Annotated in this window: 19 protein-coding genes; 16 read left to right on the top strand and 3 right to left on the bottom strand. The window is 56.9% G+C overall.

Annotated elements, in window-relative coordinates:
* The 6 genes from DN611_RS09795 (at position 1) to DN611_RS09770 (ending at position 5,849) form a co-directional block, all read left to right on the top strand.
* Positions 1 to 1,695, top strand: a complete 1,695-nt coding sequence (locus DN611_RS09795) for a recombinase family protein (protein WP_119311202.1) — start codon at positions 1 to 3, stop codon at positions 1,693 to 1,695.
* A gap of 1 nt (position 1,696) precedes the next feature.
* Positions 1,697 to 3,289 carry a recombinase family protein gene (locus DN611_RS09790; RefSeq protein ID WP_160117422.1) on the top strand — a complete coding sequence of 531 codons (1,593 nt, stop codon included), beginning with the start codon at positions 1,697 to 1,699 and terminating at the stop codon, positions 3,287 to 3,289.
* Positions 3,286 to 3,672, top strand: coding sequence for a recombinase family protein (locus DN611_RS09785; protein ID WP_119311200.1), 387 nt, complete (start codon positions 3,286 to 3,288; stop codon positions 3,670 to 3,672). The genes DN611_RS09790 and DN611_RS09785 overlap by 4 nt, the downstream gene beginning before the upstream one ends.
* 69 nt (positions 3,673 to 3,741) lie before the next feature.
* Positions 3,742 to 4,545: a substrate-binding domain-containing protein gene (locus tag DN611_RS09780; protein WP_333637330.1), complete on the top strand. Its 804-nt coding sequence runs from the start codon at positions 3,742 to 3,744 to the stop codon at positions 4,543 to 4,545.
* Between the two features lie 61 nt (positions 4,546 to 4,606).
* On the top strand, positions 4,607 to 5,338 hold the full coding sequence (locus DN611_RS09775; protein ID WP_119311199.1) for a PHP domain-containing protein: 732 nt from the start codon (positions 4,607 to 4,609) through the stop codon (positions 5,336 to 5,338).
* A gap of 112 nt (positions 5,339 to 5,450) precedes the next feature.
* Entirely contained in the window at positions 5,451 to 5,849 is a 399-nt protein-coding gene (locus tag DN611_RS09770) for a hypothetical protein (RefSeq protein ID WP_025544447.1), read from the top strand.
* Positions 5,850 to 5,918: 69 nt separating this feature from the next.
* Here the strand turns inward: DN611_RS09770 and DN611_RS09765 are convergent, their stop codons facing one another.
* Positions 5,919 to 7,283 carry an MATE family efflux transporter gene (locus tag DN611_RS09765; protein WP_021750896.1) on the bottom strand — a complete coding sequence of 455 codons (1,365 nt, stop codon included), beginning with the start codon at positions 7,281 to 7,283 and terminating at the stop codon, positions 5,919 to 5,921.
* A 190-nt stretch (positions 7,284 to 7,473) separates the two neighbouring features.
* On the opposite strand from DN611_RS09765, the gene DN611_RS09760 reads away from it, so the two are divergent.
* The 10 genes from DN611_RS09760 (at position 7,474) to DN611_RS09715 (ending at position 14,866) form a co-directional block, all read left to right on the top strand.
* The gene (locus DN611_RS09760; protein WP_158629679.1) at positions 7,474 to 8,481 is read left to right on the top strand and encodes an adenosine deaminase family protein; all 1,008 of its coding nucleotides are present in this window, start codon (positions 7,474 to 7,476) and stop codon (positions 8,479 to 8,481) included.
* A gap of 89 nt (positions 8,482 to 8,570) precedes the next feature.
* A complete protein-coding gene (locus DN611_RS09755) occupies positions 8,571 to 8,906 on the top strand; it encodes a hypothetical protein (protein ID WP_021751899.1) in 336 nt (111 codons plus the stop codon).
* Between the two features lie 143 nt (positions 8,907 to 9,049).
* Entirely contained in the window at positions 9,050 to 10,324 is a 1,275-nt protein-coding gene (locus DN611_RS09750) for an aminotransferase class I/II-fold pyridoxal phosphate-dependent enzyme (RefSeq protein ID WP_021748374.1), read from the top strand.
* On the top strand, positions 10,321 to 11,190 hold the full coding sequence (locus tag DN611_RS09745) for a radical SAM protein (protein ID WP_025544024.1): 870 nt from the start codon (positions 10,321 to 10,323) through the stop codon (positions 11,188 to 11,190). Before DN611_RS09750 ends, DN611_RS09745 begins: the two co-directional genes overlap by 4 nt.
* A 364-nt stretch (positions 11,191 to 11,554) precedes the next feature.
* Positions 11,555 to 11,998 carry a helix-turn-helix domain-containing protein gene (locus DN611_RS09740; protein ID WP_119311197.1) on the top strand — a complete coding sequence of 148 codons (444 nt, stop codon included), beginning with the start codon at positions 11,555 to 11,557 and terminating at the stop codon, positions 11,996 to 11,998.
* Between the two features lie 19 nt (positions 11,999 to 12,017).
* Complete coding sequence (locus DN611_RS09735; protein ID WP_119311196.1) at positions 12,018 to 12,425, top strand: hypothetical protein; 408 nt, start codon at positions 12,018 to 12,020, stop codon at positions 12,423 to 12,425.
* A gap of 37 nt (positions 12,426 to 12,462) precedes the next feature.
* The gene (locus DN611_RS09730) at positions 12,463 to 12,933 is read left to right on the top strand and encodes a hypothetical protein (RefSeq protein WP_025544027.1); all 471 of its coding nucleotides are present in this window, start codon (positions 12,463 to 12,465) and stop codon (positions 12,931 to 12,933) included.
* Positions 12,934 to 12,956: 23 nt separating this feature from the next.
* Positions 12,957 to 13,724, top strand: coding sequence for a hypothetical protein (locus DN611_RS09725; RefSeq protein ID WP_145985090.1), 768 nt, complete (start codon positions 12,957 to 12,959; stop codon positions 13,722 to 13,724).
* Between the two features lie 341 nt (positions 13,725 to 14,065).
* Positions 14,066 to 14,338, top strand: a complete 273-nt coding sequence (locus DN611_RS09720; protein WP_119311195.1) for a CD3324 family protein — start codon at positions 14,066 to 14,068, stop codon at positions 14,336 to 14,338.
* 126 nt (positions 14,339 to 14,464) lie between these two features.
* Positions 14,465 to 14,866 carry an RNHCP domain-containing protein gene (locus tag DN611_RS09715; protein ID WP_081692079.1) on the top strand — a complete coding sequence of 134 codons (402 nt, stop codon included), beginning with the start codon at positions 14,465 to 14,467 and terminating at the stop codon, positions 14,864 to 14,866.
* Positions 14,867 to 14,911: 45 nt separating this feature from the next.
* Here DN611_RS09715 and DN611_RS09710 read toward each other — a convergent pair whose 3' ends face one another.
* Positions 14,912 to 15,781: a YitT family protein gene (locus tag DN611_RS09710; RefSeq protein WP_160117421.1), complete on the bottom strand. Its 870-nt coding sequence runs from the start codon at positions 15,779 to 15,781 to the stop codon at positions 14,912 to 14,914.
* Positions 15,782 to 15,974: 193 nt separating this feature from the next.
* On the bottom strand, positions 15,975 to 16,400 hold the full coding sequence (locus DN611_RS09705) for an aspartate carbamoyltransferase regulatory subunit (protein WP_025544033.1): 426 nt from the start codon (positions 16,398 to 16,400) through the stop codon (positions 15,975 to 15,977).
* Position 16,401 lies beyond the last annotated feature (1 nt).

Here is a 16,401-nt window from a genome sequence, read left to right as displayed (position 1 = left end):
ATGGCCAGGAAGAAAAGAGTCCACGCATCCCCCATGTTCCCGGAGGTCCAAGGGGCCTTATGGGACGCCGGACTTTATGGCCGACTATCCGTGCTGGACAACGGCAAAGCGGATGGGGAGCCGATTGAAAGCCAAATCGCCATCATAGAGCAGTATGTCGCCGGTCATCCGGAATTGAAGATCGTAGAGCGGTATATCGACAACGGTTATACTGGGACAAACTTTGATCGTCCGAACTGGGAGCGAATGATGGCGGATGTTAAGTCCGGGCGGATTAACTGCATTATCGTCAAGGACCTCTCCCGCTTGGGCCGCAACTATATTGAAACGGGCCGTTTCCTGGAGCGGATTTGTCCCAAACTGGGCATTCGCTTCATCTCGGTCAACGACAACTATGATACGGCTGTGGTCAAGACCCAGGACGAATTTTCCGTTTCTCTAAAAAATATTGTAAATGACTACTACGCAAAGGATATTTCCTTAAAATCTGGCAGCACCTTAAAGGCCAAGAGACAAAATGGAGAGTATATTGGCAGTTATGCCCCGCACGGCTATATGAAGGACCCTGCCAACAAAAACCACCTGATTATAAACCCCGAAACCGCACCGATCATCCAACAGATATTTCAATGGCGCGCCGAAGGGCTCGGATACGGGGCGATTACACGGCGCCTCAATGAGCAGGATATTCCATCGCCGGGCCGCTATCGGTTTGAGCACGGGATCATCACCAACAATAACAAGAAAGGCAGTTCTCTCCTCTGGAATCGCCATGTGCTTATCGATATTCTCCGCAATATCGTCTATATTGGGCATCTGGCCCAAGGAAAGTGTACGGCAAGCCTGGTGCATGGCATACCCGCTCATCGCACCCCGGAGTCTGAGTGGGATATTTCTTACCATACGCATGATCCGATTATTTCTGAAGACCTATTCCATCAGGTGCAGGAAATCAATCGTTCGCGGGCAGAGGCGTATAACGCCAGCTATGGAGCCTGCAGCCACCTTCCCAAGGGCAATAACCCCTATCGGGAAAGGCTGGTCTGTGCAGACTGTGGAACGCAAATGAAGCTATATCGCAATCTGAGCAAAAACCACAAAAAGGCGTACTTCTCTTATATCTGCCCCACCTATGAGGAACACCGGGAACTGCGATGCACCAAAAAAGCGATACGCAGCAGTGATTTAGATACTGCGGTATTAAAAACTCTGAAAATACAGATGGACCTCTTTTGTGATGCGCAGCAGGTACTGGAGAGGCTATCGAAGCAACAAGCGAAGCTACCTGTCCATGCCGAAGAAAATGAATTGCAACAGCTCGAACAGCAGATTAAGCGGAAGCAGGGGTATGCGACATCGCTTTATAGCGATTACCGGACGGGACTCTTGACGCGGGAGGAATACACATTTGCCCGCGGCAAATACCAGGAGGAAGTGGCTTCCTTACAGGATCGGATCAGTCAACTCCGAGAGCGGCTTACCCTTACAAGCCAAGTGTCGGATTGCGCTAAAAACTGGATGACTCTGATTGAACAATACAAAAATGTGGAAACTGTGTCCAGAGAATTGGTCACGGCATTTATCGGAGAGATCCGGCTGTCTGCCGACGGCTCCATCAAAGTCTCGTTCTTGTTCCAGGATGAATTATCCCGCATCCGGGCGCACTGCAAGGCTTTGGAAAGCGAGGTGGCATAGCATGACGGATATGCCCGCCGCTTACCTGCGGACTTCCCTGGAGGACTTTAACCGTGCTCATGGCCTTGCCGATCAAAGCCAGTCTATTGGCAACCAGCGGAAGGTAATTTTAGAATATGTTCAGGATAATCCAGAGTTTTCTGGAGTTCAAATCAGGGAGTTCATCGACGATGGGCTGACAGGTACCAGCACAGACCGGCCGCAGTTTCAGTCGATGATCGAAGCTGCCCGGCGTGGAGAGGTCAAGTGTATCATCGTCAAAGACCTTTCCCGGTTTGGCAGAAACTATCTGGATGTGGGCGACTATCTGGAGCATATCTTCCCCTTTTTGGGGGTCAGGGTCATCGCAATCAACGATGGCTACGACAGCAAGCAGTATGAGGGGAAAACCGGCGGGATGGATATTGCTTTTCGCAATTTCATGTATGAAAATTACAGCCGGGATCTCTCCATCAAGGTCCGTTCTGCAATGCGCTCCCGCATGAAAAATGGCCGGTTTATCAATCATGTTCCCTACGGTTATCAAAAAGCCCCAGGTGACAAGCATTTGATGGTGCCTGATCCAAACACGGCACCTATTGTCCGAGAGATTTTCCAATCAATCATCGGGGGCAAAAGCACCTCTCAAATCGCAAAGGAATTGAACACCCGTGGGGTGCTTACGCCGTTGGCCTATAAACAGCACCGCTTGAGGCCAGCGTGCCAGGATCGGGAGCTGATGTGGTCGCATGTCACTGTGCTGAACATCCTAAAAAATGATAAGTACACCGGGGTGATGACCAATCACACACGCGAGAACCGGTATATGCGCGACAAAAACCAGCGCCGGGTCCCCCGAGAAGAATGGATCGTCACCGAAAATGCGCACGAGGCCCTTGTAACAAAAGAAGAATTTGACGCCGCCCACGCCATGATAAGGGCGGTTAAAAAGCCTGAACGAAAATCTCCTCCCTCTTGCGATACAGTGTTCTATTGCGGGCATTGCGGCAGAAAATTGAGAAAGTCTTACGGCCTTGATACCTATTTCGCGTGTGATACCCAGTTATACCAGGAAAACGCCGCCTGCTCGAATATCCGATGGAGCAAAACAGATTTAGAGGCCGTCATGCTGCCGGTCTATAAGGCCCAGTTATATTTGCTCGGAGAGCGGGCAAAAGAGCTGGCGCTTCAAGGCGACGGCCACCCAGCCGAAAACTGGACAGAGATGATGGGAAAAATTGATCGCGAGATTGCCGCTTGCCAAGCGCAAAAAGTCCAATACTACGAAGCATACCGCAACGGTGACTTAGATCGAGGGACTTTTGTAGAACAAAAGGCTGCCCTGGCCATAAGAATTGAACACCTCCAAGACAAGCGCAAAGAAATTGAGCTGAAGCGCCAGGAGCAACGGACACAGATTGAGGAGCGAGAGTCTGCCAAACAGGAGTTGTCCCAATACCTTTATGCCACGCATCTGGACGGGGCGCTTCTGGTGGAGAGCATGTATCAAGCGATTGCCCGCGTGAAAATTTTTTGTAACGAGCATATTGAAATCCAATGGAAGTTTGAGGACCTGTTTACCGGACAAGGTTACGGAGAAAGGAAAGCTGTATGAAGGTCGCATTATATATACGAATTGCAAACGACGACGCCGGGAATGCGATTTCCTATCAAGAGCAGGAATTAAGGCGCTGGTCAAACGAGCACGGGCATGAGGTTGTAGATGTTTTCAAAGATAATGCCCCGGGAGTCCTTGCGGAATGTTTTGAACTCCAGAGGCTGCTCGCCCAGTTGTCCGCCCGCACCTTTGATGGCGTTGTCGTTCGTAGATTGGATAGACTGTCGAGGAACTATTACGATCTTCCGCATCTTGCTGATAAGTTTCAGAAAGCCGGAGTTAAAATCATCGTCCCCGATGATACCGACGATGCCTTTGCGGAGTGTGAGATGGGTTTTCATATTTTGAATGCGCTAAAATCAACCTGGGAGCCCGCATGAAAGTAGCGGTGCAGCGCACTTAAAAATTTTATGTTTTACTTGACACATTAGGAGCTGATCGGTCTGGTAGTGCCTTCTATTGACAATCAGTTCATGGCAGAGCTGGCGTACCACGCGGAGATGAGCGCCCGGGCGCGGGGCTACAATCTCATGCTGTGCAACTCCGGGCCGGATCTGCGGCAGGAGAAGGCGGTGGTAAAGCTGCTGGTGGGCCGCCAGGTGGACGGGATGCTGATCGTCCCCCAGGAGCACCGGAGCTGTGAGGAGCTCCGGGTCTACACGGAGCAGGTGCCCACGGTCTTCCTCAGCGAGGATCTGCGGGACGAACCCCTCAGCTGTGTGACCACGGACAATACCGGGGCCACCTACCTGGCCATGGAATACCTGCGGAGCCTGGGGCACCGGGAGATCCTGTACTTCGGCCGCAGGCACACCGTCACCCACCAGCTGCGGGCAGAGGGCTACCTGCGGGCCTGCCGGGACATGGGGCTGACACCGCGGATTGTGGACAGCAGCTTTCCCCGCTCCTCAGTGGCCGGCGGCTATGAGCTGGCCCGGGAGCTGTTTACCAAGCCCCTGGACTATACGGCCATCCTGGCCTCCACGGACTCCAACGCCCTGGGGATTCTGCGGGCGGCGGACGAGCTTGGGATCAGGGTGCCGGAGCAGCTGAGTCTGATGGGATTTGACAACATCGCATCTGCCGCCATGCCGCGGATCGACCTGACTACGGTGGAGCAGTCCAAGCGGGAGATGGCCCTTCAGGCGGTGGAGATTCTGTTGGATAAGATCGAGCGGGGCACCCAGGGCTACGTCCATCAGATCCTGATGCCCAGTCTGGTGAAGCGCAGCTCCTGCAGGGCGTTGACATGAGAGACGTCTGCCGTTCTGCGGCGCGGCGCACTGCTTGACGGATAAGAAGAGGCGATCAGCTATGAAAGAGTATCTCTACGACCCCCACACCCACACGGCGGAGACCAGCAAATGCGGCCATCTGCCGGCGGCGGAGGTGGTGGATCGCTATGCCGGGCACGGATTTTCCGGCCTGGTGGTGACAGATCACCTCCACCCGGAGTACTTGTCCCGGATTGACACGGACCACAACTGGGACCATGTGATCGACCACTATCTTGCCGGCTACCGGGCCTCCAAGGCCCGGGGAGACGAACTGGGGCTGGATGTGATCCTGGGGGCGGAGCTGCGCTTCCCGGAGAACGACAACGACTATCTGGTCTATGGCATTGACGAGACGTGGCTGCGGGCGAACCCATATCTGTGCTGCATGAGCGCCCGGGAGTTCTACCGGAAATTCCACGACCAAGTACTGATCGTCCACGCCCACCCTTACCGCGACGGCAATACCACGGTATTTGAAGATGCTGTCCACGGCACGGAGATCCTCAACGCCCATCCCCGCCATGAAAACCATAACGACCGGGCCCTGGAGCTGGCGAAGCGCCACCCGGAGTATCTGCGCTTGGCAGGGTCTGACACCCACGAGGATGGTGACGAGTGCCGGGCTGGCGTCCTCCTGCCGGAGCGGGTGCGGGATTCCTTTGCCTACCGGCGCATGATCGAAGGGCGGTGCTTCCGCCTCTGGTCGCCCGTCTTTCCGGAGCTGGCGGCGGCGGATGAGGCTCTGCGCCGGGCAGAACCTGCGGAATAACAGCTTGTCCGCGCCGCGGAGCCGAACAGAAAAGCGCTGCCTTTGGCGGCGCTTTCTTGCTTGACAGCGGGGAGCGGAGCCGGATATAATGGAAAAAACAGGAGGTGATGGGATGCGAAAGAGCATTGTGGTGCTGATCGTTGCGGTGCTGGCAGTGGCGGCCGGAGCGGTGGTGCTGTCCCTGTCGGCTCCCGTGTTGGACGAGGAGGTGGAGTACCGGCTCACCTCGCTCTATTACCGGGGACAGGAGATCTCGTCCCAGGTGGACGGGGACGAGGTGCTGGATCTGCTGGAGGGCGCCTCCCGCGGTCTGATTTCCCGGGGCGGACTCCCGGCGCATTCCTTCCGGGATATGGTGGAGGTGAACGTCGTCGGCGGAGAGGAGGCCCTGCACGTGGTACTCTCCATGGAGGACGGGCTCTTCGCCGTCTATCAGGATCCGGATTGGAGTTATGCCATTCGGGAGGGTGAGGCGCTGGCCGCCGCGGTGGAGGCGCTGCTGCCCGCATGAGAGGACCGTAAGACAACCTGAAAGCACCCCGCGGCCGTCGGCCGCAGGGTGCTTTTTCCTGTTTCGGGTTCAAACCTTGGCGGGCTGCATCTGTGACATCTGGCGCAGTACATACAGTTGAATGGGGACAGCCGCCGCCAGAGTGAGAAGATCGGAGACGGACTGGGCCATCTGGACGCCCAGAAGTCCCAACGGGGACAGGGAGAGAAGCCACACCAGGGGAATGAAGAAAATGCCCTGCCGGGCCATGGCGACAAAGGTGGCGGGAACGGTCCGCCCAATGGTCTGGAGCATCATGTTGCTCATGGTGATCCACGCCTGGAAGAAGAAAGTCACGCACTGGAACCGCAGGGCTACCGTGCCGATGGCGATGACCCCCGGGTCATCCCGGAACAGGGCGATGAGCTGCGGTGCAAAGGCGAACCCCAGTGCCCCGATCACCAGCAGAAAGACGGCGGCCACCTTCACGCAGAACCAGAAGCCCTCCTTCACCCGGTGATACAGCCGGGCACCGTAGTTGAAGCCGCACACCGGCTGGAAGCCCTGGCCGAATCCGATCATGGCGGAGGCGCCGAAGGTGGTGATCCGCTGGACCACGCCCATGGCGGCGATGGCCGCGTCTCCGTAAGGCATGGCGGCGTGGTTGAGGCAGATGGTGGCCACGCTGGCCAAGCTCTGCCGGGCCAGGGAAGGCAGCCCGCCCTGGATGATGAGCTTGAAGTAGGACCATTTCAGCTGGACGCGGGAGATGTGGATGTGAAGGGTGGCGCCCCGGGTGCAGCCCGCCAGCAACAGACAGAACCCGGCGAACTGGCTGATGATGGTGGCCCAGGCGGCGCCCGCCACTCCCAGGTCAAAGACGAAGATCAGCAGGGGATCCAGCCCGATGTTCAGCACGGCGCCGCTGGCGATGCCGATGGTGCCGTAGATGGCGTTGCCCTGGAAGCGCAGCTGGTTGTTCAGTACCAGGGAGGCGGTCATCCACGGCGCGCCGATGAGAATGACGCGCAGGTAGTCCTTGGCATAGGGCAGAATGGTGGGGGAGGAGCCCAGGAACGCGGCCAGGGGCGTCAGGAAGATCTCGCCGAAAACGCAGATGAGGAGTCCGGTGAACAGGGCGGAGAAAAAGCCGGTGGCCGCCATGTTGGAGGCCGAATCCGTATTGCGCCGCCCCAGCTCCCGGGAGATGAAGTTGCCGCTGCCGTGGCCGAAGAAAAAGCCCACAGCCTGGATCACCGCCATCATGGAAAACACCACGCCCACAGCGCCAGTGGCAGCGTTGCTGCGCAGCATCCCCACAAAAAAGGTGTCCGCCATGTTGTAAAAAGCGGTCACCAGCATACTGATGATGCAGGGAACGGCCAGATGGGAGATCACCCGGCTCACCGGTTCTTCTGTGAGCTGGTGGAATTTCTGTTCCTGTTCTTCACCCATGGAGAGCCCTCCTCCTGAAATATTTACATGATCCTAACAGAATTATAGCACGGCTCTGACAAAAGGGAAGGGTATTTTCCGGGGATTGGCACATCGGCGCCGGTATGGTATAATGGAAAACAGCGGATCCGGAGGTTCCCTCCGGTGCCCTACATTCATTATAGAAAAAACAACCAGAGGAGCAAACGCAATGGAACATCTGACTGCCTTTTTGACGCGCATGCCCAAGGTGGAGCTCCATGTCCATCTGGAGTCCACCATGCCGGGGGAGATGCTGGCGCGGTTCGCGGCCCGGCAGGGGCGGGAGCTGCCCCGCCCGGCGGAGCGGCTGTACGACTGCTCTGCTGAGGACCTGAGCGACTTCCTCGCCTTTCTGGACAACATCTGCTCCTTTGTGGGCACGCCGGAGGAGCTGGCGGAGGCGGCGGAGCACGCTGCGCTGGAGAGTGGACGGGAGCATATCCTGTACAGCGAGATGATCCTGAACCCCACCCACTGGCCCCAGTTCTCGGTACCGGAGATCATCGCCGCGGTGACCGCTGGGTTTGACCGGGCTGCGGCACAGGGCGGCGCAGACTGCCGATTCACGCTGTCTCTCTCCCGCACCCAGACGGGGGCGGAGGCCATGGCCCTGGTGGAGGATATGAAAGCCCACCGGACCCACCGGCTGGCGGGCCTCTCCATTGACGGGAACGAGGCCCTGGCGGGCCGAACGGGAGAGCGGTTCCGTCCGGCGTTCCTGGCGGCGGGTGCGGCGGGCTTCGGCCGCACCGCCCACGCCGGGGAGAGCAGCGGGCCGGATGGCGTGCGGGACGCCCTGGATCTCCTGGAGGCGGACCGGCTGGACCACGGCGTCCGGGCGGCAGAGGACGCGGATTTGACGGCCCGGCTGGTGCGGGAGCGGGTGCCGCTGAACATCTGCCTGACCTCCAACCTGACACTGCTGTACCGGCGGCGGGAGGATCATCCCCTGCGGCGTCTGCTGGATGCAGGGGCGGTGGTGACCCTGAGCCGGGACGATCCTACCTTCCTGGGCGGGCTGACCCTGACGGAGGAGCTGCGCCGGGCCGCAGAATTCGCCTATATGAGCCGTGAGGAACTGCTGGCCTGCCAGGAGGCGGCGGTGGACGCCGCCTTCTGCGGACCGGAGACCAAGAACTTCCTGCGGCGGGCCCTTGCAGAATTTCAGCAGAGCTGACAGGCGCAGTCAGGCGTTGCCGCGCATAAGATGGGTTGTATCCAGGGCGGAAACGCCGGATATAATTTCCATGAAACGAGGGAATTCCTTTGCGTATCAATGAAGCCTATGAGCATGAGCCCATTTTACCATATCAGTCCGAAGAATCCTGCCCCCTGAACGGCTGCAACAAGGTCAGTACCCAGTGTGTGGATGTGACTGCCTCCGTGATCCTGTCCCCCACCGCAGTCATGGGCAGCCCCACCGTCACCTGTCAGGGCAATCCCACCATCACCTGCGCCACCAATGCAGACGGAACCATGTGCACCGTGACTATGACCCAGAAGGTCTGTGTCTCCATCCCGGTCCGCTACGGCACGACCATTTCTACCTGCGACCCCACCATCACCTGCGCAGAGAGCTGCATCGGCTGCGGCGGCTGCTGAGGAAAGCGGAACAGGGTCCCCGCCCATTTCGGCGGGGCCCTTTTCGTGTTTGCGCCCAGGAGAAATGGGGTTGCAAGTTTGTTGAAAAAACGATATACTGAATTGGATTTGTAAAGATTTTTCAACAGAAAGGAAGCGCTGTAATGACTGCTTATCCCAAGATGACCGCCGAGGAGCGGAAGGCGGAATACGCCGAGGTGACCCGGGAGTACGAGGAGCTGAAGGCCCGGGGACTGAATCTGAACATGGCCCGGGGCAAGCCCGGTAAGGCGCAGCTGGATCTGGTCAGCGATATTTTCAGCCTGATGCAGAAGCCGGAAGACTACGTGTCCGACGGCGTCGACGTGCGTAACTACGGCGAACTCAGTGGCCTGCCCGCCGCCAAGCGGCTGTTCGCGGAGATCCTGGGCTGCCGGCCGGAGCAGGTGTTCGTGGGCGGCAACGCCAGCCTGCAGCTGATGTACGATACCATCTCCAAGGCCTATACCCATGGCCTGCTCCACAGCGAGCGCCCCTGGTGCAGGGAGCCCGTGGTGAAGTTCCTGTGCCCCGCCCCCGGCTATGACCGGCATTTCAAGGTGACGGAGTCCTTTGGCTTTGAGCTCGTCACCATCCCCATGACGGACGAGGGACCGGACATGGACGCGGTGGAGAAGGCCATCCAGGACCCGGCGGTCAAGGGCATGTGGAACGTGCCCAAGTACTCCAACCCCGACGGCATCATCTACTCCGCCGAGACCATCCGGCGCATCGCCTCTATGAAGCCCGCCGCCCCGGACTTCCTGCTGATGTGGGACAATGCCTACTGTATCCATGAGTTCGAGGGGGACTATGTGGAGTTCCCGGACATCCTGGCGGAGTGTGAAAAATACGGCAACGCCGACATGGTGTTCGAGTTCGCCTCCACCTCCAAGGTGACCCTGCCCGGCGCCGGCATCTCCTGCTTTGCCTGCTCCGAGGCCAACATGGCTTACATGGAAAAGCTCCTCACCGTTCAGGTCATCAGCTTCGACAAGGTGAACCAGCAGCGCCATGTGCTCTATCTCAAGGACAAGGCCCACACCCTGGAGCTGATGAAGAAGCACGCCGCCATCATGGGCCCCAAGTTCCGCTGTGTGGTGGACGCGCTGGACCGGGAGATCGCGCCGCTGGAGATCGCCTCCTGGCGGCGGCCCAAGGGCGGCTACTTCGTCTCTCTGAACGCCATGCCCGGCACCGCCAAGCGGACGCTGGCCCTGTGCAAGGAGGCGGGCGTCACCATGACCGGCGCAGGCGCCACCTTCCCCTATGGCAAGGATCCCCAGGACAGCAATATCCGCATCGCGCCTTCCCTGCCCCCTGTTGAGGAGCTGGAGCAGGCCATCGCCGTGCTGTGCGTCTGCCTGAAGATGGCGGCCCTGGAGAAGCTGGGCGTATGAGATACAAGGGAAGCGTTTACCGTCCGCCCTCTGAGGCGTACAGCCTCATCGTCCAGGTGACCTACGGGTGCAGCCACAACACCTGCGCCTTCTGCAGCATGTATAAGGAGAAGCACTTCGCCATTCGTCCCCTGGAGGAGGTGCTGGAGGACTTCCGCATCGCCCGGGGCGTGTACCGCCGGGTGGACCGGGTGTTTCTGGCAGATGGCGACGCATTAGTCCGGAAAGCGAATGAGCTTTACACCATCCTGGACACCATTCGGGAGCTGTTCCCAGAGTGTGAGCGGGTCACCAGCTACGCGTCCCCTGCCTCCATCCGTATCCGGACGGAGGAGGAGCTGCGGACGCTGCGGGACAAGGGCCTGACCATGGTCTACATGGGACTGGAGTCCGGGTGCGACGACGTTTTGAAGCGGATGCGCAAGGGCCACATGTCCGCCGAGATCGTGGAGATGGGCCGGAAGGTCCGCCGGTGCGGCATGGCGCTGTCCGTCACCGCCATCACGGGCCTGGGCGGCCCAGAGCTGCTGGAGCGCCACGCCATCGAGACGGCAGAGGCCTTCAACGCCATGAACCCGGAGTATATCGGGATGCTGACGCTGATGGTGGAGCCGGAGACGCCCCTTTACGACTGGGTGCGGGACGGCAGCTTCCAACTGCTGACCCAGCCCCAGGTGCTGGAGGAAACCCGGCTGCTGATGGAGCATCTGGACAGCCCCGGCAGCGTGTTCCGGATGAATCACGCCAGCAACTACCTGGTGCTGAAGGGCACGCTGAACCGGGACAAGGAGGCCATGCTCCGCACCATCGATGCGGCGGAGCACGACCTGAGCCGCCTCCGGCCGGAGGAGTGGCGGGGCCTGTAAAACCAAATGAAACAGCCGCAGAGCAACGCTCTGCGGCTGCTTTTTTGCCCGGGACCGCAGGCTTGACAGCCCCTGCCGGAGATGATACCATAGGGCCGATTTCCAAGCGGGGTGGGATGTCGGTTCTGTGCGCAAGACCAACTACTGGGCTGAAAAGGAGGCGGCATCCCCCTGTTTGGTGTTGCCCGGCCCCCCTTGAAAGTCCAACGTGATATGTGCAGCGGCGCAGCGTGAGCGGACATTCCGGGGCATGGAAACCTCAAAAAAGGATAAAAAACCCAGTTGGCAACCGTTGGTTGCTGGAAAGTAAGCCGCGCGCGGTTTACTTTCATTTCTTGCTGGGATAGATTTGGAGATGTAAACAATGACCTTAGATAAAAAATTGGCTCGCTTGCGAAAAAGAGAAGGGCTGTCCCAAGCAGAGGTATCGGAAGAGCTGGATGTGTCCCGGCAGGCCGTAACAAAATGGGAAACAGGGACGTCCAGGCCATCAATAGAAAATCTGCAATCTCTGAGCAGGCTCTATAACGTCCCGCTGGAGTATCTGCTGGATGAAAGCGGGGACGAACTTCCTGCCCCGGCTCCGGCGGCCCCGGCTGCAGAGAGGGCGCCGGAGCAGAAGGTACAGAAAAAAGAAAAGCAGTGGATGAGGCTGCTTGTGATCGGCGCCGTTGTTTTGGCCCTGCTGGTATGCTTCCTTTTCTGGTATGGAAGAGGGCAGAAGGAAAATGGCTTGGATTTACATTCAATCCAGGGGGAAGAAAGTACGTTGTTGGAAGAGCCGGATTTTAACTTGAATTGGGAGTAACAGGAAGGAGGTGAGACCAATGGGGATGAAAAGAGGCTTTTGTTTGTTGTTCGCCTGTATTGCAATTTTTAGCTGTATTTCCGCTCAGGCCGCTGCAGCTGATATTGGAGAACAGGCAGCAGAGATCGCGGAACCAAGAGCCACAGGCGAGTTTGATTTTGAGATTTCTGCGAAGAGCATGAGAAAAGCAAGCACCAGCTTTCCGATGGAATATGGGGAAACCGTTACCATTACGGCATCCTATTCTCCGGCGTCAGCGAGCGTCGACTTCGGACTGATCGACTCCGACGGGCTATTTTACCCTGTGCGAGGAAGCAACGGGAGCATTAACCAGACGATCAGGATCGATCTCAGAGGGACCTATACATTTGCGGTAAGGAATAATTCTAACTATACTGTCTCCGTTTCCGGCTTTGTGAATTATTGATTTCACGACTTTTGAAAAAATTAAAGGAGGAAGAACTATGAAAACGATGCGTAGATATTTTGCAATGCTGCTTACTTTGATTATGAGCTTTTCGCTGGTGACGTCTGCTGCAGCTGCAGAGACCAAAACAGTTGTTGTTGGTGATGTCTCGATTGACTTTGGAGTAGAGGAAACCACGGTCATGCCCCGCGGCGTTTGGGCATTTTGGGATGAATGTAACGGAAAAAATAATTATAATAACAGCTTTACTTGTTATCCTGGAAACGGGAATAACTTGGAGCTAACAGTAGTTAATAGCGGAAATAATGATGTTATTGTAAATTTGGACGTTGATGGAACAGCTGTCCCGGCTTGGAAAATTCCTGCTGGAGAAACAGATTCCGCAGAAATTAGAAGTACTGATCAGTCTGAGGGATTGACTTGTGACGTTAGCATTAATATTACAACAACAAATGGCGCAAATATGAATGTTCAGATTAAAGCGTGGCAGTACCAGGTCAATCCCTAAAAGAGCAAGTAAGCAATCGAGATATGAAGAGAACAAAGATTGATGTTGGCATATGCACTTTAGCGGTCATATGCTTACTTGGAACAACGGTTTTTGCTGTCTCTGAACAGTTTTCTACTGGAAACGCAGGAATTCGTATGTTCGGAAAGACGGAATTAGAAGCTGGGGAAACAATTGCAGCACCAAATGGCCAGGAAATTCCTGGGGTTATCACTTACACAGATGAAGCTGGTGGGATGACAAATTACCTTTCTATCAGGAAAATTGCAGAGTTATTTGATGCTACAATATCTTGGGACAGTAGCAACGATTGCATTGTTATTGGAAGTGAGAACAAAGGCGCATCTGTAAGTGTTGGAAGTGCTGAAAATGTGACCATAGGAGAGACACCAGAATTTGGGGCTACGGCAGGCCCTTTTACAGAGATAAAGCCAGATAAGATTAATTCCAATAAGGGCATGACGATTTGGCTGAATGATGCTTGTATTCAGTCGGATACTGGAATCACACAGAGACTCAATTGTGCAGCCGGAGGGATTGTCTTAATAACGGTGACGAATAATGGAGAGACTGACCAGTTTTTCAATGTCTATCGCCCAGTTACAGTAAGCGATGGGGAGAAGGAAATATTTCAATCTATAAAGATTGCTTCTGGAAAAACAGCGGTGAGAGCTTTCCGAGTAAATGAAGATGCCGGAGTATTGACGTCCGTGCTTGAATTTAGCATAGATGGTGGAAGTGAATCTGGAATGTCGGATCTCAAAGTGAGCGCAATGGAATATTACGGATAAGTTTGAGTAAAAACTGAGGGCACAAATAAGCAACCAAAAATGAACGGCCGCTTTTTTAGCGGCCGTTCATTTTTAGCTCTGCTTGAGGAGTTCATTATATCCCGTAATAACGGATTTATGTTGACTGCCCCGGAGAACTATGGTATAGTGACAGCGGCAGGAAAGAATTTGCTGCCGCTGAAAAAGAGCTGGCTGGAGAGGCCGGGGAAATGAGGGACATATTTGCGATTGAATAACTTTGTTTCGGCGTTTGACGTATAGCAGAGGCTATCGCGTCAAACAAAGAGATTTGGCATATAGCCTCTGCTCATTCCAAATCACAAGAGCTTTGGAGGAGCATCATGCGCTATATGAAAGCAGCCGACGTGCTGCCGCCGGACCTGCTGGCCCAGGTCCAGGCGTATATCGACGGGGAGTATCTGTACATCCCCCGGCGGGAGACCAACCGCAAGACCTGGGGCGCGGCCAACGGCCGCAAGGCGGAGACCCTGGCCCGAAATCAGGAGATCTATCGGCGCTATCGGGAGGGGACCTCTGTGGACCAGCTGGCGGAAGCCTACTTTCTGGCGCCGAAGAGCATTTGGAAGATCATCGCCCGCCTGAGAAATGAATAAGAACACAAGCGCCATGCGGACTCCCGCATGGCGCTTTCTTATTTCTGAACCGAGTTGACGGTTGCGGGACCGGCCTGCGGCAGGGTATGCTGAGGGCAGTAAGACAACACCAAGGAGGAATTTCCAATGTCCCAGCGAATCCCGCAAAAACCGAAACGGCGCCGCCTGGACTACCGGCAGGATCCCTGCCGGGATGTATTCACCTGCCGGGTCTGCGGCTGGCCGGTAGGACCTCAGGCTGCCGGAACCCAGCACCGCAACCACTGCCCCAACTGCCTTGCCAGCGTCCACCTGGATGACGAGCCGGGGGACCGGGCCGCCGACTGCGGCGGCACCATGGAGCCGGTGGCCGTCTGGGTCCGCAAGGGCGGCGAGTGGGCCATCATCCACCGCTGCAAGATCTGCGGCGTGCTCCATTCCAACCGGGTGGCGGCGGATGATAACCCCATGCTGCTGATGAGCTTGGCGGTGAAGCCTCTGGCCGCACCGCCGTTCCCCTTGGACCGGCTGGAGCGGGCGGCGGAGTAAAAACCTGAAAAATCGGCGGAGGCTGTACGGCCTCCGCCGGTTTTTCTATGCCACGTGTTTGAAATTCCCCCAGGTCTCATTGACACTGGAGACGCAGGCGAAGGTATCCGGGAAGCGGGCCAGAATCTCCTGGAACCGAACCACCTGATGGCGGTTCACCACGCAGATCAGCAGGGAACGGGGAGTCTCCGAGTACATTCCCTCCGCCTGGAGCACAGTGACACCGTGGCGCAGCTGCTGCATGAGCTGCCGGGAGAGCTCCTCCGGCTGCCGGGTGACCACCTCGAATTTCATGGCGGATTTGCCGCCCTTCAAAATGGTGTCGCTGATGCTGGAGCTGAGATAGCAGTAGATCAGGCACAGGATCACCGGCTCGAACTGGCAGCCGTAGACGAAGAAGGACAACACCGCCACCGCGGCATTGAGGCTGAAGATCAGCCAGACCAGGCTGGCCTCCGGGTGCTTTTTCCGCACCCAGGCGGCTACGATGTCCGTTCCGCCGGTGGAGCCGTTCTGCCGGATCACCCAGCCGTATATGGCGCCGCTGATGACTCCGGCGGCCACTGGCCCCAGAATGGCGGAGGAGCCGGAGTCATAGGCGATGGCGCTTAGGTCCATCTGGCCCAGCACCAGCGTGACGGCGGAGAACATCAGCACGAACACCAGCGTTTTGCGGGCGAAGTCCCGGTCGACTTTTTTCCAGGCCAGCAGGACCAGCGGCAGGTTGATGAGCAGGGAGAGGTAGCCGATGTTGATGTGCAGCAGGTATTGCAGCATGGTGGCTAGGCCGTTGATGCCCGCCGGGGCGAAGGCGTTGGGAAAGACGAACAGCTCATAGCTGACGCCCATCAGGCAGGCCAGACCGGCTGTGATCGCGTAGCTGCGCAGAGCGGTCCAAGAGGGATGATGCTTCATAGGAGTGCCTCCGTTTTCTGAAATCCGGGCCGCAGTATACGCCATTTTCCTCCAAAACGCAACAGAAATTGCAAAAAAAATTCTGCATTGCAGGAAAACTTTCCTGCAATGCAGAATCCGTATATACGGCCCTGCCGGAGGGGAAAAAACTGGATGTCCACGCAGTCTGAACGGGCAGTGCCGTCACGGGGAATCAGAACTTCTTGTCCTTTGCGGTCTCACAGTAGGCGCAGCGATAGGTGTGAGTGGCGGGATCGCTCAGCAGGAATATGGCGTCCAGCTGGGGCTCTGCTACGGTGATGCAGCGGGGGTTTTTGCAGTGGATGACATTCACCAGCTTTTTCGGAAGCTCCAGATGCTTCTTTTCCACCCGCACGCCGTTGCGGATGATGTTGACGGTGATGTTGGGGTCGATATAGCCCAGCACATCCAGATCTACCTCCATAGGGGAGTCGATCTTGATGATGTCCTTCTTACCCATCCGGCCGCTGCGGACATTCTTGATGATGGCCACGGAGCAGTCCAGCTGGTCCAGATGGAGGTAGCGGTAGATGTCCATGCTCTTGCCAGCCTGGATGTGGTCCAGGACCACGCCGTTTTGGATGCTGTCGATGTTCATA

The organism is Oscillibacter sp. PEA192, from assembly GCF_003574015.1.
In the GTDB taxonomy this organism is placed as follows: Bacteria; Bacillota; Clostridia; order Oscillospirales; family Oscillospiraceae; genus Oscillibacter; species Oscillibacter welbionis.
The sequence above is the reverse complement of the archived record's forward strand: the minus strand, read 5'-3'. Positions and strand labels throughout refer to the sequence as shown.